The sequence below is a fragment of the Streptomyces sp. cmx-4-9 genome, assembly GCF_046548835.1.
Taxonomy (GTDB): Bacteria; Actinomycetota; Actinomycetes; order Streptomycetales; family Streptomycetaceae; genus Streptomyces.
The window spans coordinates 552,508-575,285 of sequence record NZ_JAEBEE010000002.1; the positions used below are offsets into that span (position 1 = coordinate 552,508).

16 protein-coding genes are annotated in these 22,778 nt (G+C 75.1%); 8 read left to right on the forward strand and 8 right to left on the reverse strand.

Translation table 11 applies throughout. The features are described 5' to 3' along the window. Window positions 1–9 precede the first annotated feature (9 nt). The 3 genes from ACLJTM_RS08560 to ACLJTM_RS08570 form a co-directional block, all read right to left on the reverse strand. Complete coding sequence (locus ACLJTM_RS08560) at window positions 10–2,001, reverse strand: TOMM precursor leader peptide-binding protein (RefSeq protein ID WP_411102823.1); 1,992 nt, start codon at window positions 1,999–2,001, stop codon at window positions 10–12. Further along, on the reverse strand, window positions 1,991–4,228 hold the full coding sequence (locus ACLJTM_RS08565; protein WP_411102824.1) for a TOMM precursor leader peptide-binding protein: 2,238 nt from the start codon (window positions 4,226–4,228) through the stop codon (window positions 1,991–1,993). Before ACLJTM_RS08565 ends, ACLJTM_RS08560 begins: the two co-directional genes overlap by 11 nt. A gap of 134 nt (window positions 4,229–4,362) precedes the next feature. Continuing rightward, window positions 4,363–5,985, reverse strand: coding sequence for a BTAD domain-containing putative transcriptional regulator (locus ACLJTM_RS08570; protein ID WP_411102825.1), 1,623 nt, complete (start codon window positions 5,983–5,985; stop codon window positions 4,363–4,365). A gap of 578 nt (window positions 5,986–6,563) precedes the next feature. On the opposite strand from ACLJTM_RS08570, the gene ACLJTM_RS08575 reads away from it, so the two are divergent. Both ACLJTM_RS08575 and ACLJTM_RS08580 read left to right on the forward strand, forming a co-directional pair. Continuing rightward, window positions 6,564–7,226 (forward strand): NADPH-dependent F420 reductase, encoded by a 663-nt coding sequence (locus ACLJTM_RS08575; protein WP_411102826.1) that lies wholly within the window; start codon window positions 6,564–6,566, stop codon window positions 7,224–7,226. A 127-nt stretch (window positions 7,227–7,353) separates the two neighbouring features. Beyond that, entirely contained in the window at window positions 7,354–8,802 is a 1,449-nt protein-coding gene (locus ACLJTM_RS08580) for an MFS transporter (protein ID WP_411102827.1), read from the forward strand. Here the strand turns inward: ACLJTM_RS08580 and ACLJTM_RS08585 are convergent. The 3 genes from ACLJTM_RS08585 to ACLJTM_RS08595 form a co-directional block, all read right to left on the reverse strand. Continuing rightward, a complete protein-coding gene (locus ACLJTM_RS08585; protein WP_411102828.1) occupies window positions 8,792–8,998 on the reverse strand; it encodes a cold shock domain-containing protein in 207 nt (68 codons plus the stop codon). The genes ACLJTM_RS08580 and ACLJTM_RS08585 overlap by 11 nt on opposite strands. A gap of 282 nt (window positions 8,999–9,280) precedes the next feature. Further along, window positions 9,281–9,790, reverse strand: coding sequence for a mycothiol transferase (locus tag ACLJTM_RS08590; protein ID WP_411102829.1), 510 nt, complete (start codon window positions 9,788–9,790; stop codon window positions 9,281–9,283). Between the two features lie 86 nt (window positions 9,791–9,876). After that, the gene (locus ACLJTM_RS08595) at window positions 9,877–11,430 is read right to left on the reverse strand and encodes an MFS transporter (protein ID WP_411102830.1); all 1,554 of its coding nucleotides are present in this window, start codon (window positions 11,428–11,430) and stop codon (window positions 9,877–9,879) included. 145 nt (window positions 11,431–11,575) lie between these two features. On the opposite strand from ACLJTM_RS08595, the gene ACLJTM_RS08600 reads away from it, so the two are divergent. Both ACLJTM_RS08600 and ACLJTM_RS08605 read left to right on the forward strand, forming a co-directional pair. Beyond that, a complete protein-coding gene (locus ACLJTM_RS08600) occupies window positions 11,576–12,016 on the forward strand; it encodes a MarR family winged helix-turn-helix transcriptional regulator (protein ID WP_411102831.1) in 441 nt (146 codons plus the stop codon). A gap of 5 nt (window positions 12,017–12,021) precedes the next feature. Beyond that, on the forward strand, window positions 12,022–12,621 hold the full coding sequence (locus ACLJTM_RS08605) for a HutD family protein (protein WP_411102832.1): 600 nt from the start codon (window positions 12,022–12,024) through the stop codon (window positions 12,619–12,621). Between the two features lie 34 nt (window positions 12,622–12,655). Here the strand turns inward: ACLJTM_RS08605 and ACLJTM_RS08610 are convergent, their stop codons facing one another. Both ACLJTM_RS08610 and ACLJTM_RS08615 read right to left on the reverse strand, forming a co-directional pair. After that, window positions 12,656–14,572 carry a galactose oxidase-like domain-containing protein gene (locus tag ACLJTM_RS08610; protein WP_411102833.1) on the reverse strand — a complete coding sequence of 639 codons (1,917 nt, stop codon included), beginning with the start codon at window positions 14,570–14,572 and terminating at the stop codon, window positions 12,656–12,658. Window positions 14,573–14,652: 80 nt separating this feature from the next. Next, the gene (locus ACLJTM_RS08615; protein WP_411102834.1) at window positions 14,653–15,696 is read right to left on the reverse strand and encodes a LacI family DNA-binding transcriptional regulator; all 1,044 of its coding nucleotides are present in this window, start codon (window positions 15,694–15,696) and stop codon (window positions 14,653–14,655) included. 249 nt (window positions 15,697–15,945) lie between these two features. On the opposite strand from ACLJTM_RS08615, the gene ACLJTM_RS08620 reads away from it, so the two are divergent. The 4 genes from ACLJTM_RS08620 (at window position 15,946) to ACLJTM_RS08635 (ending at window position 22,678) form a co-directional block, all read left to right on the forward strand. Further along, on the forward strand, window positions 15,946–17,226 hold the full coding sequence (locus ACLJTM_RS08620; RefSeq protein WP_411102835.1) for a peptide ligase PGM1-related protein: 1,281 nt from the start codon (window positions 15,946–15,948) through the stop codon (window positions 17,224–17,226). Window positions 17,227–17,364: 138 nt separating this feature from the next. Continuing rightward, on the forward strand, window positions 17,365–18,480 hold the full coding sequence (locus ACLJTM_RS08625; protein WP_411102836.1) for a glutamate--cysteine ligase: 1,116 nt from the start codon (window positions 17,365–17,367) through the stop codon (window positions 18,478–18,480). Between the two features lie 282 nt (window positions 18,481–18,762). After that, window positions 18,763–20,544, forward strand: a complete 1,782-nt coding sequence (locus tag ACLJTM_RS08630) for an N-acetylglutaminylglutamine amidotransferase (protein WP_411102837.1) — start codon at window positions 18,763–18,765, stop codon at window positions 20,542–20,544. Between the two features lie 37 nt (window positions 20,545–20,581). Then, complete coding sequence (locus ACLJTM_RS08635) at window positions 20,582–22,678, forward strand: S9 family peptidase (RefSeq protein WP_411102838.1); 2,097 nt, start codon at window positions 20,582–20,584, stop codon at window positions 22,676–22,678. Window positions 22,679–22,778: the final 100 nt, after the last annotated feature.

Below are 22,778 nucleotides of genomic sequence, written 5' to 3' on the forward strand. Positions count from 1 at the left end.
CGTGGGCGGTCAGGGGAAGGGATGGGGCGCCGGGTTCAGGTCACCGGGCTCCAGGTCGTGTGCGCGCAGGCCGGCCGAGCGCAGCGCCGTGCGCAGCCGGGGCATGCCCAGGGCGCGCTGGCGCGACCACCCGAAGTCGATCGGGAGCAGCCCGGGCACGAGCACGCTCACGGTGTGCAGGCCCAGGGCCCGCTGCTCGGGCAGGGTCTGGTCGACGACCACCACGTCGAAGCCTTCGGCGCCGACGGCGGCCACGCACCGCTCCAGGTCGTCGAGCACGTCGTCCGAGGCGGTGGCGCCCCAGAGGTCGGGCCACCGCAGGGAGGAGACCGGCACCGGACCGGCCCCGGTGGACCCGGCCGCGGGACGCAGCAGGAAGTCGGCGTGCCGTCCCATCTCCGGTATCCCGTACACCAGGGGGTGGTCGTGCAGGGCGGTGACCAGGTCGAAGTCGGCGGCCATCGCCCGCAGCCGCTCCTCGTCCCGCACGGTGCGGCCCGGCAGGTTGACGGCGTCCGTGGCGATCTCGCACAGCGCCGAGTCCAGGGCCGACTCCGGGTCGAGGCCGGCGCCCGCCCCGAAGCACATCCGGCCCGGGCCGCCGTCGAAGCGCTCGGCGACGGCGGTGACCACCGGGATCGGGAAGGTGATCCGGGTGTCGAAGAAGCGGGCCCGGTAGCCGTACAGGGCCAGCCGGTCGACCATGGCGCGGGTCGCGGCGCGGCCACTGGTCGCCGGATCGATCTCGGGCAGCGGCTGCTGCCCGTACCAGGTCAGCAGGAAGGCATCGCGTTCGACGACCTCCATCAGCCCGAAGTACGCCGCCTCGGCGAGACTCCCGCCGGAGGCGCAGCCGTTGGAGCTCTCCTGCACGAACCGGTTCTCCAGGCCGGGCGCGTGGTAGTAGGTCAGGATCTCCGGGACCAGGCGGGGCGTGCCGTCGCGCAGGGACCAGCCCCACACCCAGGGGATCTCCCGGGCGGGATCGAAGGGCCGCACCCGCGGGTTGTCCCGGTGGAACTGCTCGCTGTACAGGCCGGCCTGGCGCGGGTCCACCGCGTCCGCGCCGAACTGCTCCAGCGAGCCGGTGACGCTGGTCGTGCGGGCCCGGGCCCGCATGCCCGCGTACCGCTCCAGCCCCTCCAGGACACCCACCCGCGCACTGCGGTCGAAGGAGTTGGTGTGGCCGCCCCAGAAGGTCTCGCGCAGGTACGCGCCCGCCCGCATGGAGAAGCAGCCGATGGTGGCGGACGTGGAGGTGGAGGACACGTCCTGGACCACCGACGGCCCCAGCGCTCCGGCCAGCGGGTTGGCGTAGGCGGCGAGTTCGATGCCGTACGCCTCGATGGGGCGGGTGCGGAAGACACCCGGCCGGTACTTGGGCGAGGGCCGCAGGTCCGGCCGCCCGGCGGTGTCCGCGTACGGCGATCCGCACCGCGGGCACTCCGGGTCGGGGACCAGCGGATAACGCCGGACCGTGCCGCCGCGCAGGTCGAGCAGCCGGACGTCCGGGTAGGGGCCGGCCGCCGCGGGCCGCGCGTGGACCGCGGTGACCAGTGCAGCCAGCGCGTCGGCGGCGAATGCGTGCGCATAGGGCCACCCGCCGGCCGCCCGGGTGGGTCCGCCGAGCTCCAGGGCGTCCCGCAGGGCGACGGACCGTACGGCCTGCCAGCGCCGCTCCAGGCACAGCGCGCACCCGGGGCGCCCCGCGGACACCACCGGGCCCACCACGGCCTGCCAGCCGTACAGGTGCACCGGAACCGCGCCTGCGGACCCGGCCGCGGCCGCACCCGCCCGCCCCGAAGCGCCGGGCGCGGCGAAGGCATCGGCCAGCCCCAGGACGGCCAGGTCGACCGGCGGGCCGCCGAGGGCGGCCAGCGCCTTCCCCAGCAGGGCGGAGAACCGCGCCGCCGCCTCGGGCCCGAGCCCGGCCCCGAGGCCGTCCGCGGCCACGCGCCCGTCCCGGGCCGCGGGGACCGCCGCGGGCCCGCTACGCGTCATCGCCCGCCTCCCGGACGGCCGTGAGGAGCACCCGGACGGTGTACAGGCCCGCCGCGGCCAGGTCGCCGGAGCCCGTCGGGACCACGTACGCGTCCCGGCCCGCCGCCACCAGGCGGCGCTGCACCTCGGCCCAGTCCACGGCGGGCCGCTCCAGCTGCGGGTCGGCGGCGCCGGACACCGCCAGCGCACGGGCGTCCAGGTCCCGCAGCAGCGGGTCCCCGGTGTCGGCCGGTCCGGCCCCCGCCTCGTCCCGGGCGTACTGCACCGCGCCGAGCAGCTCCCGCAGGGCGGCCACCGCAGCCGACCGCCGGTCCCGTTCGCTGCCCACGGCCCAGCGCTCCCCGGACCGGGCGAGCAGGACCTGCACACCGCTGCGGTCGCCCTCACCGAGGTCCAGCAGCTCGACGGGCACGCCGAGGCGCTCTGCCGAGCGCACCAGGAACAGCAGCTCGGGATCGGCCGCGGAGTCCGCGGGGTCCGGCAGGGGCACGGCGCGCGCCGCCGCACCCCGTACCGTCCTGGTCAGCGCGTCGTGCGCGAGGGCCGAGAGCAGCCCCGCGGCAGCCGCGTCCGCCGGGGCGGGCCCGGCTCCCGCGCCGGCCCGGGTGGGTTCGAAGAGCGCGTCGCTGTTGTGGGGGCCGAAGGGGCGGACGGCGCCGGCGGGGACGAGGACCGGCTCCTTCGTCAGGAGGGAGACGCCCTGCTGGTGTACGGCGGCCTCGCCCGGCAGCCCGGAGGCGGTGGTCAGGGAGGCCGCCGCGACGGGCGCGCCCGGGCCGGCCGCCCGCGCCGGTGCGGGCACCACGTGCTCGGCGTACACCAGCGCCGCCGCGTCCAGGGCGCGCATCCGGGCCCCCGCGACGTGGTGTACGTCGAAGGCGGCCACGGAGCGGACCCGCGCGTGGCCGATGCCCAGCTCCACCACCCCCAGCTTGAGGGGGATCTGGGTGAGCGATTCGTCCGCGAACCGGGTGAACACCCCTGCGTACGGCCGGACCAGCGCGGAGCGCCGGTTCAACTCCTCGACCAGCGCGTCCGCCTCGCGGGCCGTCTCCAGCGTCGGGAGCGCGGGCGCGCCCGAGGTGCCGGCCGCCGTCAGGTCCACCGGCGCGGGCTCGGTCCCGGGGTCCGCGCAGAACGGGCAGCGGGGGTGCGCCGCCAGCGGTTCGGCGGTGACGTCCAGGGAGTCCATGTCCTGCACGATCAGCCGGCCGGCCGTCTCGGCGGGCAGGGCGCCCGAGGCGGCCCGGAACACCTCGTAGCCGAGCAGGTTGCCGATCATCGCGGCCAGGGGCCGGCCCGGCACCGGGCCCGCGTCCTCCGGACCGCCCGGGAGGGCCAGGGCGCTCCACAGGTCGGCGGCCGCGCCCGCGCCGCCCTGCAGGCCCGCGCCGTCGGCCGGGCCGCGGGCCGTGCCCAGGCGCAGGGCCGCGCAGGCCCAGCAGCCGGTGTCGCCGTGCGTCATCAGCGGGCCTATGACGGCGTCGGACCCGTAGGACCAGGCGGGCAGCAGGGTGCGTCCCTCGGGCACCCCGGCGCGCAGCAGGGGCAGCAGGGCGGCGGGAGCGGCACGCCCGCCGGTGACCACGACCGTGTCGTAGTCCGCGAGTTCCGTCCAGCCCAGGCCCTCCGCGCGGTCCGACAGGGTGCGCACCTCCACCGGCGCGCCGTCGGCCACCGCCTCGGCGACATCGATGTCGAGCGTGGCGCGGTCGAGCCCCGCCGGGACGCCGACGAGGGCGCAGCCGTTGCGGACCAGGCTGGTGGCGCACCAGCGGGCCACGGCGTCGTCGCCGAGGACGGCGACCCGGTTCGAACGGAACCGCAGGAAGCGGGCCTCGGCCTGGTCCGCGTAGTGCTCGGCGTAGGCGATCTGCGGGGCGAACCGGCGGGCCACGTCCGAGGGGAGCACGCTGTCCGGCCCGGTCCCGGCGTCGGCGTCGGCGTCGGCGGAGCGTGCGAAGTCCCGCTCGTACAGGGTTCTGACGAGCTCGCCGACCATGGCCCGCTGCGCCTCGCCCAGCCCCTGGCAGAGCTCGGCCACCGTGTGCTCACCGGTCAGGTGCGGGACGATCAGGGTGGCGAAACGGTACGCCGCCTTGGCGGTCAGGCGGAATCCGCCGTCGGAGTTGTGGAAGAGCACGCCGTCGGGCGTCTCGGTGAAGAGCACGTCCCGGCGGATCCGGGGCCGGGTCGTCGCGACGGACGTGTAGCTGGCTTGGGACATGGGACACCCCTGGGTGCGGTCTGGGCGGGAGGGAGCGGAAAGGGCGTGTGCGGGGAGGCGAGCCGTCTCTGTCGGATACGTCTCTGTCGGATAACGCAGAGCCGACACGATCCGAAGGAGACGACCTGGGCCGTCTAGCGCGGTGCGGCCGCCGCGGCCTCAAGGCGTCCGCGGGTGAACCAACGCGCGTAGATACGAAGGAAGTCGTGCATCCGGTACGGGGTCGGGGGCGGTCCGTCCTCCAGGAGCCCGGCGTCCACGAGCTGTTCGAGGACGCCGTCGGCGCCCGCCTCGGCGAAGGGGGCCCGCGGGTCGAGAGCGCCGAGCCGCAGGAACGCGGCACGCGGCTCCGGACCCAGTGACTCCAGCGCCTGGCCGAAGACCTCCGGCACGGACAGCCGCGGATCCTCGGCGAGGGCCAGCCGGGCCGGCGGGTCCTCGGCGAGCCAGGCCGCGCAGTCGGACACGGACAGCCCGGGCCGGGTCAGCAGCCGGCCCGCCGCGATCCGCAGCGCCAGCGGGAAGTGGCCGCAGACGCGGGCGAGCCGCGCCGCGTCCGGGGCCTCGGCCGCGATCCGCTCCTCGCCGACGAGCCCGGCGAGCAGCCCGTACGCCTCGGCGGGCGCCAGGACGTCCAGCCGGTGCACCGCGCCGCCGTGCGTGGCGACCACGGCGGCGAGTCCGCGTCTGCTGGTCACCAGTACGGACGCGTCCCCGGTGGCCGGCAGGAGCGCGAGGACCTGGCCGGCCCCCGCCGCGTCGTCGAGGATCACCAGGCGCCGCCCGCCGCCTGGTCCCGGCAGCTGTCTTCGTACCTCCTCGGCTCCCGTGCCCGTACCGTCCCCGCCGGCCAGGTCGAGGGTGAACACCCCGCCCGGGAAGGCGTCCTGGACCTCGTACGCGCACTGGCGGGCCAGCGCGGACTTGCCGATGCCGGGTGCGCCGGAGACGACCGTCAGCCGGGGCCCGCCGGTTGAGGTGAGCCGCGCCGCGAGCGCCGTACGGTCGGCCTCGCGTCCCGCGAAGCCGGGTACCGGCAGCAGCCGGCCGGTCCGCGCCGGCTGCCCGGGCGCCAGTGCGGGCGGCTCGGGCGCGGCGGGCAGTGCCGGGGCGGCCGGCGCCCCGAGGTCCTCGGCCCGCAGGATGGCCAGCTCCAGACGGCGCAGCCCGGCGCCCGGGTCGACCCCGAGCTCGTCCCGCAGCCGCTCGCGGACGGTCCGGTACTCGGCCAGTGCCTCGGCCTGCCGCCCGGTGCGGTAGAGGGCCTCGACGAGCTGCTCGGTGAAGCGTTCGCGCACCGGGTGCCTGCGGGCGCTCTCGTACAGGTCGACGAGGACCTGGTGGCAGTTCCCGGCGGCGAGTTCGAGGTCGCAGACCCGCTCCAGGACGCGCAGGCGCTCCTGTTCCAGGACCGGCACCGCGTCGCGCTGGAGCATCCGGGAGGCCACGTTGGCCAGCGGGGCGCCGTGCCACAGGGACAGGGCCTCGCGCAGCCGGTAGAGCTCCTCCGCTCCGCCGGACGGGCCGGCAGCCCCCCGGGCCCGGGTGACCAGGGAGCGGAACAGCGACAGGTCGAGGGTCTGCGGGTCGTTGGGCATGCGGTACCCGCCCGGTACGGCCTCGATGGTGGTCGCGGAGATGCCGTACTTCGCGAACAGGCGGCGCAGGCGCAGCACGCAGGTCTGCAGTGCGGCGCGTGCGGTGGCGGGCGGTTCCTCGTCCCACACGGCGCGCAACAGGTAGTCGGTGGACACCACGCCCCCGGGGTGGAGGAGGAGCGCGGCGAGGAGGCTGGTCGGTTTGGATGGTTTCAGAACGACGGATTCTGGGCCGTGGGCAATGCTCAAGGGCCCCAAAAGCTGGAACCGCATGACTGGATCCCCCGTGTCGGTTCACATGAAGCGCGATGCGGCATGGCGGGGGATCTGACCGGTCGAGGTGTTATCCAGACGTACTCCAGAAAAACTCCTGAAATAGTCCAGACCACACCCGTGGCCGAACTGGGCCCCCCGTTGGGCGATGTTGGGAACCATACATAACGGATCTTGTGAAAGTCGAGGCGCGGGCTGTCCTGATTTCCTTACCCGTCAATAAGGTTCACGGCTGAACGAATTGCGGTGCGGGCGTCATCCAAGCACGGAGCGATGATCGATTTAAGGTCCATATTGCGCCAGCGCCATGGCCGGATTCCCGTGGGTCCGGCCGGATCCAGGCCCCGCAGGGCGGTTCGCCCGCATCCGCCGTCCGAGGGAGGGCGGAACGCCCGCGGAATGCATTGCCCCTCAAGGCAGTTCGTACCGGAGCGATACCCGACCCCGTATGCACTGGAGAGCTCATGAAGATCGGCATCATCGGCGCCGGCAACATCGGCGGAAATCTCACGCGGCGGCTCACCGCCCTCGGGCACGAGGTGTCCGTGGCCAACTCCCGTGGACCGCAGACGCTCCGCGCCCTCGCCGAGGAGACCGGCGCGACACCCGTCACGGTCGCCGAGGCGGCGCGCGGAGCCGAGGTGGTCGTCGTGACCGTCCCGCTCAAGAACGTGCCGGACCTGCCGCAGGGACTCTTCGACGGAGCCGCCGAGGGTGCCGCCGTGATCGACACCTGCAACTACTACCCGCAGCAGCGCGACGGCAGGATCGGCGGCATCGAGGACGAGGGGCTGACCGAGAGCCGCTGGACCGAGCGGCAGATCGGCCACCCGGTGGTCAAGGCCTTCAACGGCACCTACGCCCAGGACATCCTCGACCGGCACCGGCCGGCGGGCGCCCCCGACCGCATCGCGTTGCCCGTGGCGGGCGATGACGAGGCGGCGAAGAAGACCGTCCGCGCCCTCATCGACGAACTGGGCTTCGACAGCGTGGACGCCGGCGGCATCGACGACTCCTGGCGCCAGCAGCCCGACACCCCCGTCTACGGACTCCGGGAGGGCGCGGACGCGGTGGCCAAGGCCCTCGCCGAGGCCTCCCCGGTCCGGCCCGCGGGTTTCCGCGGCTGAGCTGCACCGCACCGCTCACCGCTCCCGGCCCGCCGACAGAGCTGCGAACCGGCGCGGCCCGCCCTCACGGGGCGGGCCGCGCCGGGCGGTGCCACGATGGTCACAGAGGCGGAAGGCAGGCAGCGGCATGACGGCGTCCGCGAGCGCCCGGCCGGACCGGGGGTTGTTCACCCGGCGGGACCGGGGGTTGTTCACCCGGCGGGACCGCGCCGTGATCGCCGCTGCCGCCCTGGCCCTGCTGCTGGTCCAGATGGACTGGTTCGCGTTGAACCTGATGCTGCCCGTCATGGCCAGGGACTTCGCGACCCCCTCCACCGACCTCCAGTGGCTGGTCAGCGGCTACATGATGGCCCTCGGCGCCCTCATGATCACCGGCGGCCGGGCGGCGGACCTGTTCGGGCGCCGCCGGGTGCTGGTCATCGGGTTGACCGGCTTCGCCGCCCTCTCCGTCGTCTGCGCCCTCGGACAGGACCCGGCCTGGCTGACCGCAGGGCGGATCGTCCAGGGCGCGTTCGCCGCCCTGGTGTTCCCCGTCTCGGTGGCCGTGGTCACCGCGTACTTCCGCGATGCCCGGCAGGGCCGGGCCGTGGCCACCGTGCTCGCCTTCAGCGCGATCGGCATCGCCCTGGGGCCCTTCGTCGGCGGAGCCCTCGCGGAACACCTCGGCTGGCGCGCGGTGTTCCTGCTCAACGTACCGGTCTGCGCCGCCGCCCTGCTCATGCTGCGCCACGTGCCCGAGACGCGCGACGAGCACGCCGCCCGGGGCCTGGACCTCCCCGGCGTCCTGGTGCTGACGGCGGGGCTCGCCGCGCTGATGACCGGCGTGGACCAGGGCCGATCCTGGGGGTGGGGCTCCCCGGCCACGCTGGCCTGCCTGCTGGGCGGGGCGGCCCTGCTCGCGGTGTTCCTCGGTGTGGAGCGCAGGACCGCCGAGCCGCTGCTCGACCTGGGCCTGCTGCGCAACGGCCCCTTCGTCGTCGTCACCCTGGCCGGTTCGCTGTCCAACATCGTCTACTGCGTGGTTGCCGTGCTGTCCGCGCTGTACCTGCAACAGGTGCGCGGGCTGTCCCCGTTGGAGGCGGGCCTGGTGTTCCTGGCCCTGTCCGTCGGCGCCGGGGCCGCCGGCCACTGGTCGGGGCGCCTGGCGCAGCGGTGGCGGCCCGAGGCGCTGATGGCGGCCGGCATGCTGCTGTGCGGCATCAGCCTCCTCGCCCTGACCTGGGCGCCGTCCCTCATCGTGTACACGGCCGTCTTCGCCGTCGTGGGGATCGGGGTGGGCCTGGGCTGGGCCCTGACGAATGTCGCCACCCAGTCCTACGTCCCCGAGAACCGGCTCGCCGCCGCGTCCGGCCTCGTGCTGACCTCGCTGGTCCTGCTCGGCGCCGTCGCCGTCGCGGTGGCCGCCGCCGTGCTGGAGGTGCTCAGCGGTTCGGCGGCCGCGGCCGCCTCGGACGGCCCGGCCATCGAGGCGGTGCTGCGCGCGGCCGCCCTGCTGTCCCTCCTGGGGGCCGCCGTACCGGCCGCGCTCGTGCACAGGGAGCGCAGGGAGCGCAAGGAGAGAAGGATCAGGGCTTGACGTGACGGGCCGCCATACGGCCCAGGCCCAGTTCGATCGTGAAGGTCACCTGCTGTTCCTCGGAGAGCACCTGGGGATCGCCCTCTATGTCCTCCTCCTCGACGAAGACGGGTGTCGTCCCGCCGAGGGGGAGGATGAATCCGTACCCCCCGTCGCGGTTGTAGGACTGAACGAAGCCTTTGACGCGTGATTCCATCGTGCACCTCCCGTGACGACCGTGGCCCACCGTGGCCGCCGCCGCTCGACGGTGATGCCGATCGGGTGAATGCCGAGTGCGTCATATTCCGGAGGAATGAGCGGCTCGTACACGATTCAATAAGCCGCAGCGGTGAGCGCCGGCAAATCCCCGCCCCTGCACAGGTTCGCCCGGACTGCCCGGCGTTTTGGGCGGCTGCGGACCGGGCCGGCCGTTACCTGGAATTTCCCGCTCCGCGCATGCGCCGTTTCCCGTAGCCGGTGGCCGGCTGCCGGGATTCCGTCAGCCCCGCTCCAGCAGGCCCCGTACGTAGGCGGCCTGGCCCGCGTGCTGGAGGTCGTCGGCCAGCACGCTCACCAGGCGGGCCCCCAGGGTGACCGGGGGGTCCCACCGCTCGTCCACCACCCGGTCCAGGTCGGCCCCGGCAAGCCCGCGGACGTAGCGCAGGGTCTGCTCGTGTACCGCGTCGTGGTACTCCAGCAGGAGGTCGCCGGAGGCGACCTCCACCGTGCCCGCCTGGCGTGCGCTCTGCCCGTACCCGGTCGCTCCGGCGGGCAGCGGCAGGGCGAAACGCGCCGCGAACTCCCCTGCCTGCCAGACCTGTTCGCTGCCGGCCGCGTCCGCCACGTGGTCGTCCTGGACCCGGGTCAGGTGCCAGACCAGCCAGGTGACGGAGTTCGCCGCCGGGTCGACACGGGCGTTCAGCTGCTGCGCCGAGAGCCCGTCGACCACCTCGTGCACGATCTCCTGGATGCGGCCGAACCCGTCGGCGAGGATCTCCGAAGCCTTCATGCCACCACCATGCGGGACGCCCCGCTCCGCCCGCCGCGAGCGACACGCGGCGGGCGGAGCGGGGCGGGCGGATGTGCGGGCGCGGGTCAGCCGGCGGCGCCGACCTTCCGGGCCTCCTCGGCCCCCGCGGACGCACCCTGCTGCCCGGCCGCCCCGGTCCGGCCGGCGGCCGCGGACCCCGTGGACCGGGCGGACCCGGAGGCGACGGTCCCGTGGTTGCCCCGCAGGCCGATCCAGCTGATCACCGCGACCAGGGCGAAGGCGGCGGCGCCGATCCCGAAGGTGAGGGTGAAGCCGGATTCGGCGGGGAGCGCGGGCACCCCCGCCGGCAGGCCCCCGAGGGTCTTGGAGGCCAGGATCGTGGTGACCACGGCGCTGCCGATGGCACTGCCCGTGGAGCGGGAGATCGAGTTGATGCCGTTGGCGATGCCGCTCTGGTGGTGCGGAACGCTGGACATGATCACGGCGGGCATGGCGGCGTAGCCGAAGCTGACGGCCGCGCCGACGACGAGCCCGGCGCCGATGACGGAGGCGCTGTGGGAGTGGTCCAGGGTCAGCCAGCCGAACCCGACGGCGCCGAGGGCGGCGGCCAGCGCGAGGGCCGTGCGCGGGCCCCGGTGGCGGACGAGCTGCCCGCCGATCGGCGAGGCCAGCAGCGAGACGATCGCGCCGGGCAGCAGGAACTGGACGGAGGCGCGCAGGATGGAGGCGTCGAAGCCGTAGCCGGCCAGGGCCTCGGGCATCTGGACGAGGTACGAGACGCCGAGGAAGTTGGCGAACATGCCGAACCCGACCAGGACGCCCGCCAGGTTGGCCATCAGCACCGGTCGGTGCACGAACATCCGCATGTCGACGAGGGGTTCGCGGACCTTGAGCTCGGTGACCACCCACACGGCCGTCATGGCGGCGGCGCCGGCGAAGCTGCCCAGGGTACGGCCGGAGGACCAGCCCCACTCGTGGCCCTGGGAGATCGGCAGCAGGAGCAGCAGCAGGGTGATGCCGAGGGTCAGCGCGCCGAGGAAGTCGGTGCGGCCACCCGTCTTGTGCCGGGTCGCGGGGACCAGGAACACGACGGCCAGCAGGGCCAGGACGGCAAAGCCGGCCGCCATCCAGAAGGCGTTGCGGTAATCGGCGTCGGAGCCGGAGGTGAGCAGGCCGGTCGCCACGAGCGCGAGCCCGCTGCCGAAGGCGAGGGTGCCGCTGACCAGGGCCATCGCGCCGGGCAGCTTCTGCGGGCGGACCTCCTCGCGCAGGACGGACAGGGCCAGCGGGAAGATCGCGGTGGCGGCGCCCTGGAGCACCCGGCCCAGGATCAGCAGCGGCAGGGAGGTGGCCAGGGCGGCCACCACGGAACCGGCGACCATGACGCCGAGGACGGCCACCAGGGTGGGCTTCTTGCCGTGCTGGTCGCCGAAGCGGCCGAGGAGCGGGGTGAAGACGGCCGCCGAGAGCAGCGTGGCGGTGGTCACCCAGCTCACGTTCGCCGTCGAGGTGCCCAGGTCGGCGCGGATCAGGCCCAGGATCGGGACCGGCAGGGTCTGCATCATCGACACGACCATGGCGGCAAGGCTCAGGGCGAAGACGATGACCGTTTCGCTCCGGTGCCCGGCGGCCGGGGCGGCGGGGGAGGGGGTGCTCATGGCTGGCAGGACCTTCTTCGGGCTTCAGAGCTTCAGAACGCAGATGTTTGACGTCATCAAGTAACTGAGCCGACGGTAGACCGCAATAGTTAAGGTGGTCAAGTAAACAATTGATAATGTCAATCATCAGGGGTAGGCTCCGGTCATGAGCGACACCGCACCGCGCACCCCCACGAAGCTCGAGCTGCTGGAGCTGCTGGCCGCCATCGGCACCGCGCAGTGGCGCGATTTCGCGGCGGCCGCGTCCCACCACGGGCTCACCTCCACCCAGGCCCGCGTCCTCGCCCAGCTCGACGGCCCGCTGCCGATGCGCGGTCTCGCCGCCCTGCTGGTGTGCGACGCCTCGAACGTCACCGGGATCGTGGACCGCCTGGAGGCCCGCGAGCTGGTCCGCCGCGAGGCGGACCGCACCGATCGCCGCGTCAAGAACGTCGTGGCCACCGACGCCGGCCGTGAGGTCATCCGCCGGGTCCGGGCGGAGATGCAGGCCACGCACGGCGCACTCGACACCCTGGACGGGGCCGAGAGCGCCACGCTCTTCGCCCTGCTGGAACGCCTGCGTCCCACGGTGGAGAAGGACGCCTGACGGCCGTGGCGGACCGCGGCGGCACGGTACGGGTCCTGCGGGCGGCCGACCGCCCCGCCGAGGCCTGGAGGAACGGCGGGGGCCTCACCCGGCAGATCGCGGCATGGCCCGAAGATGCCGGGACGGACGCCTTCGCGTGGCGGGTGAGCCTGGCCGACGTGGCCGCCGACGGGCCCTTCTCCAGCTTCCCCGGGATCGACCGCACGCTGACCCTGGTCGAGGGGGCGGGCATGGACCTGACGGTCGCCGGCGTGCACCGCAGGATCGCCGAACGGTACGCGCCGCAGGACTTCGCCGGGGACGAGCCGACCGACTGCCGGCTCCTCCACGGGCCCGTCCGGAACGTCAACGTGATGTACCGCAGGGACCGCGTCCGGGCCGAGGTCGCCGTCGTCCGGGGCCGGCTCACCCTGACCGCGGCCCCGGGCGAGACCCTGCTGGTGGCCGCCCTGGACGGGCCGGCCGCACTGGACCCGGCCGGAGCGCCGGGCCCCGCCCTCGCACTGGCCCCGTACGACGCCGCCCTGGCGACGGGCCCGTACTGCTGGAGCCTGCGTACCGAAGGGCGGGCGGCCGTGGTGCGCCTCGCCGCGCGGCCGTCGTGAGGGCCGGGAGGGCGAGGCGCACCACGGCCGCCGGTCAGGACGGCGGTCGCACCCCCAGCTTCACCCACTTCGCGGTGCTGGACACCCCGTCCCCGTCGAGCAGGAACAGCATGTAGTACCCGGGCGGGGCGTCGGCGGCCCCTGGCGGGGTCCGCAGGGACAGGCTCCCGTCCGCCACCCCGGTGATCCGCAGCTCCAGGTGGCGCTGGGTGGTGTTCACGGAGTGGGTGACCGTCGTGGGCGCCAGCAGCACCGCGCGCCGCACGGCCTTCGCCGTCGAGGAGCGGACCCGGAAGACGGTGTCGTGGCCGAGTTCGCCGGCCGGCACGCTGTCGAGCGCGGGCCTGCTGCCCGCCGCGCCCCGGTGCAGGTAGGCGGGCTCGTAGAGTTCGATGCTGCCGTCCATGCCGTCCCCGATGTCCGGGTCGTTGGCGATCTGCTGGAGTTCGTCGCCGGTGACCATCATCCGGCCGTCCGGCAGCACCAGGGCGTTGGAGTGGTAGCCGCGCGGCAGCCGTTGGGCCGGGCCGAGCCGCCAGCGGCCCCGGGTGTCGCGCAGTTCGATCTGCCGGTACTTGGGATCGGCCTTCGGATTGAACGGCCCGTTGCCGTAGTCCCGGGTGTCGGGAGCGCCGTTGACGGTGAGCAGGGTGCCGTCGGGCAGGATCAGCGTGTCGTCCTGGGTGCGGCCGAAGGCCCTCGGCTCCTCGGTGGTCCAGCCCTTCCCGGACAGCCGGTACGTGTGCGGGTCGCGCGGGTCGCCGCCGAGCACCAGGACGGAGTCGGGGCCGCGGTGGCCGGCGGGGAGCGGCACCGCGGAGCCGTAGCCGCGGAAGTCGGCGGGCCTCCTGGGCAGATCGGTGCGGCGGTCCGCGACCGGGTCGAAGGCCCACTGCTGGTCGGCGTCGCGGCCGAGGCCGTAGACCAGCCCGTTGCGCATCGTGAACAGGTGCGGGTAGTCGTTGCGGAAGGGGGCCGTGGACCGCAGCGGCTGCGAGGGCAGGTCCACGGGGATGTCGTACGGGCGCCAGGGCACGGGGAGGCCGAGGGCCGGGAAGCGCTCCACCACCGGGGTGGGCGTGCCGGTGCCCCGCTCGGACTGACCGGACATGATGATCTGGCGGCCGTCCGCCGCGGTCACGGACGAGGGGTACCAGCGGCCCACGGACATGTCCCGGTTGCGGTACCAGAGCTCGGTCCAGGGGTCGAAGACGAAGGACAGCCGGGCGCCGCTGCCGCCCTTGCCCCCGACGTTGCCGCCGAAGACCGCCACCATCCCGTTGGGCAGGAAGGAGTGCCCGGCGCAGAAGAACGGCGCCGGACGCGGTGCGTGGGTGCCGTCGGGCACCAGCACGACCGGGGGCGGGACCTTCTTGAAGGCGCGGGCGCCGGTGCCGCGGCCGGGGTCCCAGAGGTAGGCGCGGCCCGCGTTCGTCCGGCCGACGGTGTTGGTGGGGCCGGTCTCCTTGGTGGGGTCGGCCTCCACGCGCTCGAAGGAGAACAGCAGCACCTTGCCGGTGGGCAGCAGGGCCGTGTGGACCCCGAAGTCGGGAGAGGGGAAGAAGTCGGTGAAGCGCCCGGCCACGGCCGCCGGGAACCGCTGGTTGGTGCCGAGCTGGGAGTTCCGCAGGGCGGCCAGGCTCGTGGTCCGGGTCTGCTGCGAGTAGCCCCCCGTGCCCTTGACGGCCTGCCGGAGCCTGGCGTGCGCCCGGGCGTGCTCCGCGCCCAGGACCAGGGCCTCATCGGCTCGCGCGGGGGGAGGTGCGGCGGAGTGCGGTGCGGCCGGGGGCGGGGCCGGAGCGGCGGGGGAGGGGGCGGAAGCGACGGCGCCGGCGGGGCGCCCGGCGGGGCGCCCGGCGGGGGAGAGCGGGGCGGCCGACGCCCCGGCCACGGCCAGGGCGGAGATCATCACACAGGCCGACAGGACGGCGGACCGTTGCGCGCGGGGCATGGAACTCCTCAGGTTCGGACCCGCTGATCCTAGGAGGAACCGGACGTATCGCCGTGATGGCTCGACGGGTCCGGGCGCCGTCAGGCGGAGCCGCGTCGCACCAGCGAGGTGGCGGTGACCACCGATGCCGGAGCCGAACGGTCCGCCGTGCGGGCCGCGTCCAGGGTGCCCAGCAGCAGACGCACCATCAGGCGGCCCATCCCCTCGATGTCCTGGCGCACCGTGGTCAGCGGCGGATCGGTGCCCGCCGCCGCCTCGGCGTCGTCGAAGCCGATCAGCGCCACGTCCCCGGGCACCGTGCGGCCGCGCTCCCGCAGGGTCCGCAGGGCCCCCATCGCCATCAGGTCGTTCGCGGCGAACACCGCGTCCACCCCGGCACGGCGGTCCAGCAGTTCGGCCATCGCGCGGGCCCCGCCCGCCTCGGTGAAGTCCCCTTCGGCGACCAGGGCGTCCCCGGCCGCGGGCAGGACGTCGCGGTAACCGCTCAGCCGGTCGGCCGCCGAGGTCTGGTCCAGGGGCCCGGAGATGTGCGCGATCCGCTGCCGCCCCCGCTCCAGCAGGTACCGCACGGCCGCACGGGCGCCCCCTCGGTTGTCGACGTCCACGTAGGCGACCTCGCCGTGGTCCCCGGGGGCGGCGGTCCAGCCCGGGCGGCCCCCGTAGACCGTGGGCATGGCGATGCGGCGGGTGAGGGCGGGCAGCGGGTCGTCCGCGTGCAGCGAGAAGGCGAGGGCCCCGTCGACGTGGCCGCCCGCCAGATAGCGCTCGATGCGGTCGTAGTCCCCGCGGTCCTCCACCAGCAGCAGCACCAACTGGGCGTCGTGCGCGGTCAGTTCCTTGCTGATGCCGCGCACCTGGCGGGAGAAGAAGGGATCGGAGAAGATCCGGACCTCCGGCTCCGCGATGATCACTGCGACGGCGCCGGTGCGCCGGGTGACCAGGGCCCGGGCCGCGGGGTTGGGCACGTACCCGAGGTCCCGGACGGCGGTGCGCACCCGGTCGGCCAGGTGGGGGCGGACGCCGTCCCCGCCGTTGACCACGCGGGACGCGGTGGCCCGGGAGACTCCGGCGCGCGCCGCGACCGCCTCCAGGGTGGGGCGGCTCCCAGGGCGCTGTACGGGCACGGGTGCTCCTCACGCGGGTCCGCGGGCGGGTGCCCCGCCGGACAGCAGGGTAGCCGGTGCCGCCGGGGCCGGACCGGCTTTCCCGGCCGCACCGGCCCCAGCCGCGCCGGCCGCGGCGGACGGGCCGCGGCGGACGGGCCGCGGCGGACGGGCCGCGGCGGACGGGCCGCGGCGGACCGGCCTCCCCGGCCGCCAGGGGGCATGATGGACGGGTCCGGTGCGAGTCCACGGGGGGCGAGAGGAGCAGCCGTGAGTGAGGCGGGCCCGTATGTCGTCTTCGCCAACTTCCTCTCGGACCTGGCGGTGGACCTCGACGAAGGGCACGTGCTGGCCCAGTGGGCCCAGCAGGCGCCGCGCAAGGCCTGGCTGCTGCGCCCGGGGGACGTGCTGGTCACTCCGGTGCCCCTGAGCCGGGAGTTCCTGCGGTACGTGCACGAGCTGACGGGGGTGCCGCCGTCGGCCGTGACGGTGGTGGAGGTGCCCCCGGCGGGCGCCGTGCCCCTGGCGCTGGCGGTCCGGCAGGCCGGACTCGTCGAGCACATCCGGGCCCTGGCCGCCGACCGCGGCGCGGCGCTGCTGCCGACGGCGCTGGACGCCTCGGTGATCGCCTTCGCCCGGGACCTGGGGCTCACCGTGCACCCGTACCCGGATGTCGATGCCGCGGCGGCCGCGCTGGAGACGGTGATGCTGCTCAACACGAAGGCCGGCTTCCGTGAGACGGCCGGGCGCCTGGGGATGCGGCTGCCGCACGGGCGCGTGTGCCTGCGCCCCGAGGTCGAGGGGGTGGTCCGCGAGCTGCTGGAGGACTACGAGCGGGTCGTGGTCAAACCCGACCGCTCGGCCGGGGGTCACGGCATGCGCTTCGTGTCCCGCGCCGACCTCAAGGGCGGGGCCGACCTGGAACCGGACCCGGTGGGGGGCCCGCTGGGGACGTGGGTGGTGGAGGAGTGCCTGGAGGTGGCCGCCTCGGTCAGCGTCCAGCTGGAGACCACCGCCACCGGGACCCGCGCCCTGTTCAGCGGCGAGATGCGGACGGCCGACGGCTCGTTCACCGGGTACGTCTCCCCGCTGCCGCCGCCCTGCGCGCACGCGGCCGGGGACCTGGAGGCATGGGGGACGGCCCTGGGCCGCCACCTGGCCGGCCGCGGTTTCGCCGGGCCCTTCGGGCTGGACGCGCTGGTGGACGCCGACGGGGCGGTCTACGCGAGCGAGAGCAACATCCGGCGCACCGCCACCACCACTCCCCACGCGATGATCACCCGCCTGACCGGCGCGCGGGCCGGCGCGCCCCCCGCCTGGACGGTCGCGAAGGGGCTGACGCCGAGCCCCCTCGGCTTCGAGACGGTCCTCGGCCGGCTGCGGGAACGCGGCCTCGCCTTCGACCCGGCCCGCGGTGAGGGCGTCCTCCTCTACGGCGACGTGCCCCCCGACGGCCGCTCCTGGCGCTACGCGGTGGTGGCCCGGAACGCCGGGGACCTGGCGGAGCAGGAAGCCGCGCTGTCCGAGGCGCTCGCCTTCCAAGGCCGCTGACCGGTCGGCGGGGCCGGCCGGGGACGGGTTCCCGGATCCGCCCGGGGCATGGGCGCGGTGGCGCAGGGCAGGCGGGCAGGAAGCCGGCACCCGGTACCCGGGACGCGGCACCTCGACGACTCGACCGTGGGCGGCGACATGCGAAGCGTAGGCGTGGAAGAAGAACTGCTGCTGGTGGACGCGCGCAGCGGTGAGCCGCTGGCCGTCTCGGGGGCGGTGCTGGCATCCGCGGAGCGCCACGCCTGGCAGCGGCCCGGCGGCGGCGCCGTGAGGGCCCACCCGTTCGAGGAGGAACTGCAGAAGGAGCAACTGGAGTTCGCGACCTCACCGGTGACGGAGATGGGCGCACTGCAGGAGGAGATCAGCCGCATCCGCCGCGAGGCCGCCCTGCACGCGGTCACCGCCGGCGCCGCGGTCGCCGCCGTCGCGACCTCCCCGCTGGCCGTCCGGCCCTCGCTGAACGCGGGCAACCGCTACCGGTGGATGGGCGAGCAGTTCGGGCTGACCGCGCAGGAGCAGCTGACCTGCGGCTGCCACGTCCACGTGTCGGTGGCCTCCGACGAGGAGGGCGTCGCCGTCCTGGACCGGATCCGGCCCTGGCTGGCGGTGCTGACCGCGATGAGCGCCAACTCCCCTTTCTGGCAGGGCGAGGACAGCGGGTACGGGAGCTACCGCAGCCGGGTGTGGAACCGCTGGCCCTCGGCCGGCCCGGTGGACCTGTTCGGTTCGGCCGACCGCTACCACGAGCAGGTCCGCTGCATGGTGGGCACCGGCGTGCTGCGGGACGAGGGCATGGTCTACTTCGACGCCCGGCTGTCGGCCGCCTACCCGACGGTCGAGGTCCGGGTCGCGGACGTCTGCCTGGACGCCTCCACGCCCGTCCTGCTCGCCGCGCTCATCCGCGGCCTGGCCGAGACCGCCGCCCGTGCCTGGCAGGACGGCCGGCCGCCGGCCCGGGTCGGCACGAGCCTGCTGAGGCTGGCCTCGTGGCGGGCGGGCCGCTCGGGCCTGGACGGCGCGCTGCTCCATCCCGAGACGATGGAGGAGACCTCTGCCGCCCATGCCGTCGAAGCCCTCTACCAGCACGTGCGCGAGGCCCTGGTGGACCACGGCGACGACGAGCGGGTCCGGGAGGGAATCGCCCGCCTGTTCGAGCACGGGAACGGCGCCCGGATCCAGCGGCAGCTTCTCGCGAGCGAGGGCAGTCTGGCCGGCGTGGTCACCCGATGCGCCGAGCTGACCGCCCGGGGGTGACACACGGTGCCCGCGCCGCCACCCGCCGGCCCGCCCGGCCGCCGGTCCCTGCTCCTGCGGGCGTGGCCGGCGGGGCGGGGCCGCCGGAGAATGCATCGGCTTAAGGGGCAGGCGAGCGGGCAGGCGCGGGGTATGTCGACCGCCCGTTCGGACCGGCTCTGCCTGTGCCGGGCCGAACCGGCACAGGAGTGCAGAGATGGTGTACGTGAACCGATCCTTCACGGAGAGTGAGGTCGCCCGCGGGCTGCAGTGCCGGGGCGTCGGACCATCGGCAGGTGTCCCGTGTGCGGCCTGAGCGGGGAAGTGCGGTTCGACGGCGGCCGGCCCGACCTCGCCGCGGTCGAGCGGATGACGGACGTCCTGGAGCCGCGCGGACCCGACGGCCGGGGGGCCTGGTCGCAGGGGTCGGTGGCCCTCGGGCACCGGCGCCTGAAGATCATCGACCTGTCCGAGCGCGGCGCCCAGCCCATGGCCGACCCGCAGCTGGGCCTCACGGCCGTCTTCAACGGCTGCATCTACAACCACCGCGAACTGCGCGCCCGCCTCGAAGCGCTCGGACACCGCTTCTTCTCCGACTCCGACACCGAGGTCGTCGTCAAGGCGTACGCCCAGTGGGGGCGCTCGTGCGTCGACCACCTCGTGGGCATGTTCGCCTTCGCCGTGGTCGAGCAGCTCACCGGCCGCGTCATGCTGGGCCGCGACCGCCTCGGCATCAAGCCCCTGTACGTCGCCCAGGACCGCGACCGCCTCCGCTTCGCCTCCACCGTCCCGGCTCTGCTGGCGGGCGGCGGGGTCGACACCTCCCTCGACCCGGTCGCGCTCCACCAGTACCTCAGCTGGCACGGCACGGTGGTCGCGCCGCGCACCGTACTGGCCGGCGTACGCAAGGTCCCGCCGGCCACCGTCCGCGTCATCGAGCCGGACGGCACCCAGCACGACCACTGCTACTGGCAGCCGTCGTACACCCGCCGCCCCGAACTCGGCGAGGACCCGGCGCTGTGGCAGGAAGCGGTGCACGAGGCGCTGCGCACGGCCGTGCGGCGGCGCACCGTCGCCGACGTCCCCGTGGGCGTGCTTCTGTCGGGCGGACTGGACTCCAGCCTCATCACGGCCCTGCTCGCCGAGGAGGGGCACGGCGAACTCGCGACCTTCGCCATGGGCTTCGAGGAGGAGAACGGGGAAGCCGGCGACGAGTTCCGGTACTCGGACCTGGTGGCGCGCCGGTTCGCCACCGACCACCACCAGTTCATGATCCCCTCCGACCGGCTCCCGTCCGCCCTGGACGCGGCGATCGGCGCCATGAGCGAACCGATGATCAGCCATGACACCGTGGCGTTCCACCTGCTGGCGGAGCAGGTGTCCAAGGAGGTCAAGGTCGTCCTGTGCGGCCAGGGCGCGGACGAGGTCTTCGCCGGCTACCACTGGTACCCGCAGATCGCCGCGGCCGCCCGGTCCGACGCGGACGAGGCGTACGCCGCCGCCTACTTCGACCGGACGCACGGCGAACTCACCGCCATGCTCCACCCCGACTTCGCCGCCGGCCACGACGCCTCGACGGAGTTCGTCCGCAGCCACATGGCCGCTCCCGGCGCCGACACCGCCCTCGACGCGGCCCTGCGCATGGACGTGCACGCCCTGATGCCGGACGACCCGGTCAAGCGGATCGACAACATGACGATGGCCTGGGGCCTGGAGGCGAGGGTCCCGTTCCTGGACCACGAACTCGTCGAACTCGCCGCGGCCTGCCCGCCCGGGCTGAAGCTGGCACAGGGCGGCAAGGCCGTCCTCAAGGACATCGGGCGCACCCTCCTGCCCGCCGAGGTCGTCGACCGCCCGAAGGGCTACTTCCCGGTTCCCGCGGTCCGGCACATGGCGCAGCCCGTGCTGGCCCGCGTACGGGAGGCGCTGACGGCCCCGGAGGCCCGCCGGCGGAACATCTTCGACCAGGGCAACGTGGCCGGACTGCTGGCGGCGCCCGACCGGCACCGCACCCGGCGCGGGGCCAACACCCTGTGGCAGGTGGCCACACTGGAGATCTGGCTGCAGGCACACGGCATCCACTGAACGGTCGGTGCCCCGAGCGGTGCCGGGAGAGGCGGCCATGCCCCTGGAACAGACCGAACCCCTGGAACGCGCGCCCGCGTCGGCCCACGGGCCGACGGCGCCCGCCCCGGCCTCCGGGCGGGCGCCTGGGCCCGCCCCCGCGGCAGCGCCCGCCCCGGCGCCCGATCCGGTGCCGGCCCCGATACCGGTCCGGCTGGCCGACCGGCGCAGCCCCGACCCGCCGACCCTGCTGGCCGCCCACGGCTGCTGGTACCCGTCGGCCGACCCCACCGGGGAGCACGTCGCCTTCATCTGCGACCGGGCCGGGGTCCCGCAGCTGTGGAGCGGGCCGGCCGGGAGCGACGAGGCCCACGTACTGGACGGCGACCCCGAGCCGGTGACCGAGGTCTCCTGGTCGCCCGACGGGCGCTGGATCGCCTACACCTCGGCGCCGGGCGGCGGCGAGCACACCCGCGTCCTGGCGGTGAGGCCGGACGGCACGGGACGCCAGGTGCTGGCGGGCGCCGAACCGGGCAGCTCGGCCCACCTCGGGTGCTGGACGCGGGACGGCACCGCCCTGGCCGTCACGGTCGCCCCGCCCCCCGGGGCCGGCCCCGAGCAGGGCGGACCGGGACCCGCCCGGCCGGCCGCGGGCCGCTCGCCCCTCCCGGACCTCGGGCCCGCCCGAAGCGGCGGCCTGGCCGCGTACCTGGTCGACCCGGACGGGGCGAACGCACCGGTCCTGCTGTACCGCGAGGCGGGAGCCGCCTCGCTGCGCGTGTGCGACATGAGCGCGGGCGGCCGCCTCGCGCTCCTGCGCCGCGGCCCGCGCGGCCGGCGCGAGGCCCTGGTGCTCGACACCGTGACGGGCGGCACCGCCTTCGCCCTGCACGTCGCCGACGGCGACCCCTGGATCGGCCGGTTCTCCGCCGACGCGCGCACGCTGTGGCTGCGCAGCGACACGGACCGGGAGTTCGCCGCCCTGCTGCGGGTGCAGCTGGACGAGGCGGGCGCCGGCCGGGGTACGGCCGTCGCCGCGGAACGCCAGGAGTCCGCCCTCGACCTGCTCAGCGTGCCCGACCACGGCCGGTGGGCCGTCCTCGCCTGGAACGTGCACGGCGCGAGCGCGCTGGAGAGCGTGGCGCTCCCCGCCTCCCCGGCGGACGGCGGCGTCGGACCGTACCACCGCCCTGCCCTGCCCCACGAGGTGGTGACCCGTATCACCCCGCTGGAGAAGGGCGGACTCTTCGCCGCCCTGTCCGGGTCCCGGCGCCGACCGGGGATCTGGAGCCTGGACGGCGCCCTCGTACCGGTGCGCGCCGGCTGGTCGGCCCGGGACGAGGAGGCCGTCCCGCCCGGCCCGCCCCCCGTACGCCCCGTCCCCCTGCGCTGCCGGGCCCGGGACGGACTGGTGCTCGGCGGCTGGTACTACCGCGCGCCGGGCCGGGACCCGGGCCGGCCGGCCCCCTGCGTGATCCACCTCCACGGCGGCCCCGAGGAACAGGAGCGGCCGGTCTTCAACCCGCTGTACCACGAACTCCTCGGCCGGGGCCTGGACGTGTTCGCCCCGGACGTCCGCGGCTCGTCCGGCTGGGGGCGCTCCTTCGTGGACGCCGACCTCGGCGCCGGACGGTTCGCCGCGATCGACGACGTCGCCGACTGCGCCGCCCACGCGGTCTCGCTCGGGTACGCCGACCCGCTGCGGCTCGGGGTGATGGGCCGCTCGTACGGCGGGTACCTCACGATGGCCTCCCTGGTCTGGCACCCGGAGCTCTTCCGCACCGGGGTCGCGGTCTGCGGGATGTCGGACTTCGCCACGTTCTTCGCGGGCACCGAACCGTGGATCGCGCAGTCCGCCGCCGCCAAGTACGGGCACCCCGAACACGACCGGGAGCTGCTGCGCGCCCTGTCCCCGATGAGCCGCATCGACCAACTGCGCGCGCCCGTCATGGCCGTGCACGGCGAACACGACACCAACGTGCCGCCGGGGGAGTCGGAGCAGTTCGTCCGCGCGGCGCGCGAGCGCGGGGTGCCGGCGCGGCAGCTGACGCTGCGCAACGAGGGCCACGATTTCCTGCGGGCGGACAACCGGCGGCTCTACCGGCGCGCCGCCGCGGACTGGCTGCAACGCCACCTCGGCCGGGATCCGGGCTGACCGGCCCCGGCGACCCGCCGTCAGACACCGGCCATCCGCGGCCGCCGCCGGCGGGGCGCCCGCCGCGCAGCCGCGCGCCGCAGGCGTCCTCACCCGTACG

Coding starts and splice junctions, on each gene's coding strand:
- ACLJTM_RS08580 (WP_411102827.1), top strand. CDS start 7,354: ATGACGGCGTCCGCGAGCGCCCGGCCGGACCGGGGGTTGTTCACCCGG.
- ACLJTM_RS08575 (WP_411102826.1), top strand. CDS start 6,564: ATGAAGATCGGCATCATCGGCGCCGGCAACATCGGCGGAAATCTCACG.
- ACLJTM_RS08635 (WP_411102838.1), top strand. CDS start 20,582: ATGCCCCTGGAACAGACCGAACCCCTGGAACGCGCGCCCGCGTCGGCC.
- ACLJTM_RS08585 (WP_411102828.1), bottom strand. CDS start 8,998: ATGGAATCACGCGTCAAAGGCTTCGTTCAGTCCTACAACCGCGACGGG.
- ACLJTM_RS08610 (WP_411102833.1), bottom strand. CDS start 14,572: ATGCCCCGCGCGCAACGGTCCGCCGTCCTGTCGGCCTGTGTGATGATC.
- ACLJTM_RS08590 (WP_411102829.1), bottom strand. CDS start 9,790: ATGAAGGCTTCGGAGATCCTCGCCGACGGGTTCGGCCGCATCCAGGAG.
- ACLJTM_RS08560 (WP_411102823.1), bottom strand. CDS start 2,001: ATGACGCGTAGCGGGCCCGCGGCGGTCCCCGCGGCCCGGGACGGGCGC.
- ACLJTM_RS08595 (WP_411102830.1), bottom strand. CDS start 11,430: ATGAGCACCCCCTCCCCCGCCGCCCCGGCCGCCGGGCACCGGAGCGAA.
- ACLJTM_RS08565 (WP_411102824.1), bottom strand. CDS start 4,228: ATGTCCCAAGCCAGCTACACGTCCGTCGCGACGACCCGGCCCCGGATC.
- ACLJTM_RS08625 (WP_411102836.1), top strand. CDS start 17,365: ATGCGAAGCGTAGGCGTGGAAGAAGAACTGCTGCTGGTGGACGCGCGC.
- ACLJTM_RS08600 (WP_411102831.1), top strand. CDS start 11,576: ATGAGCGACACCGCACCGCGCACCCCCACGAAGCTCGAGCTGCTGGAG.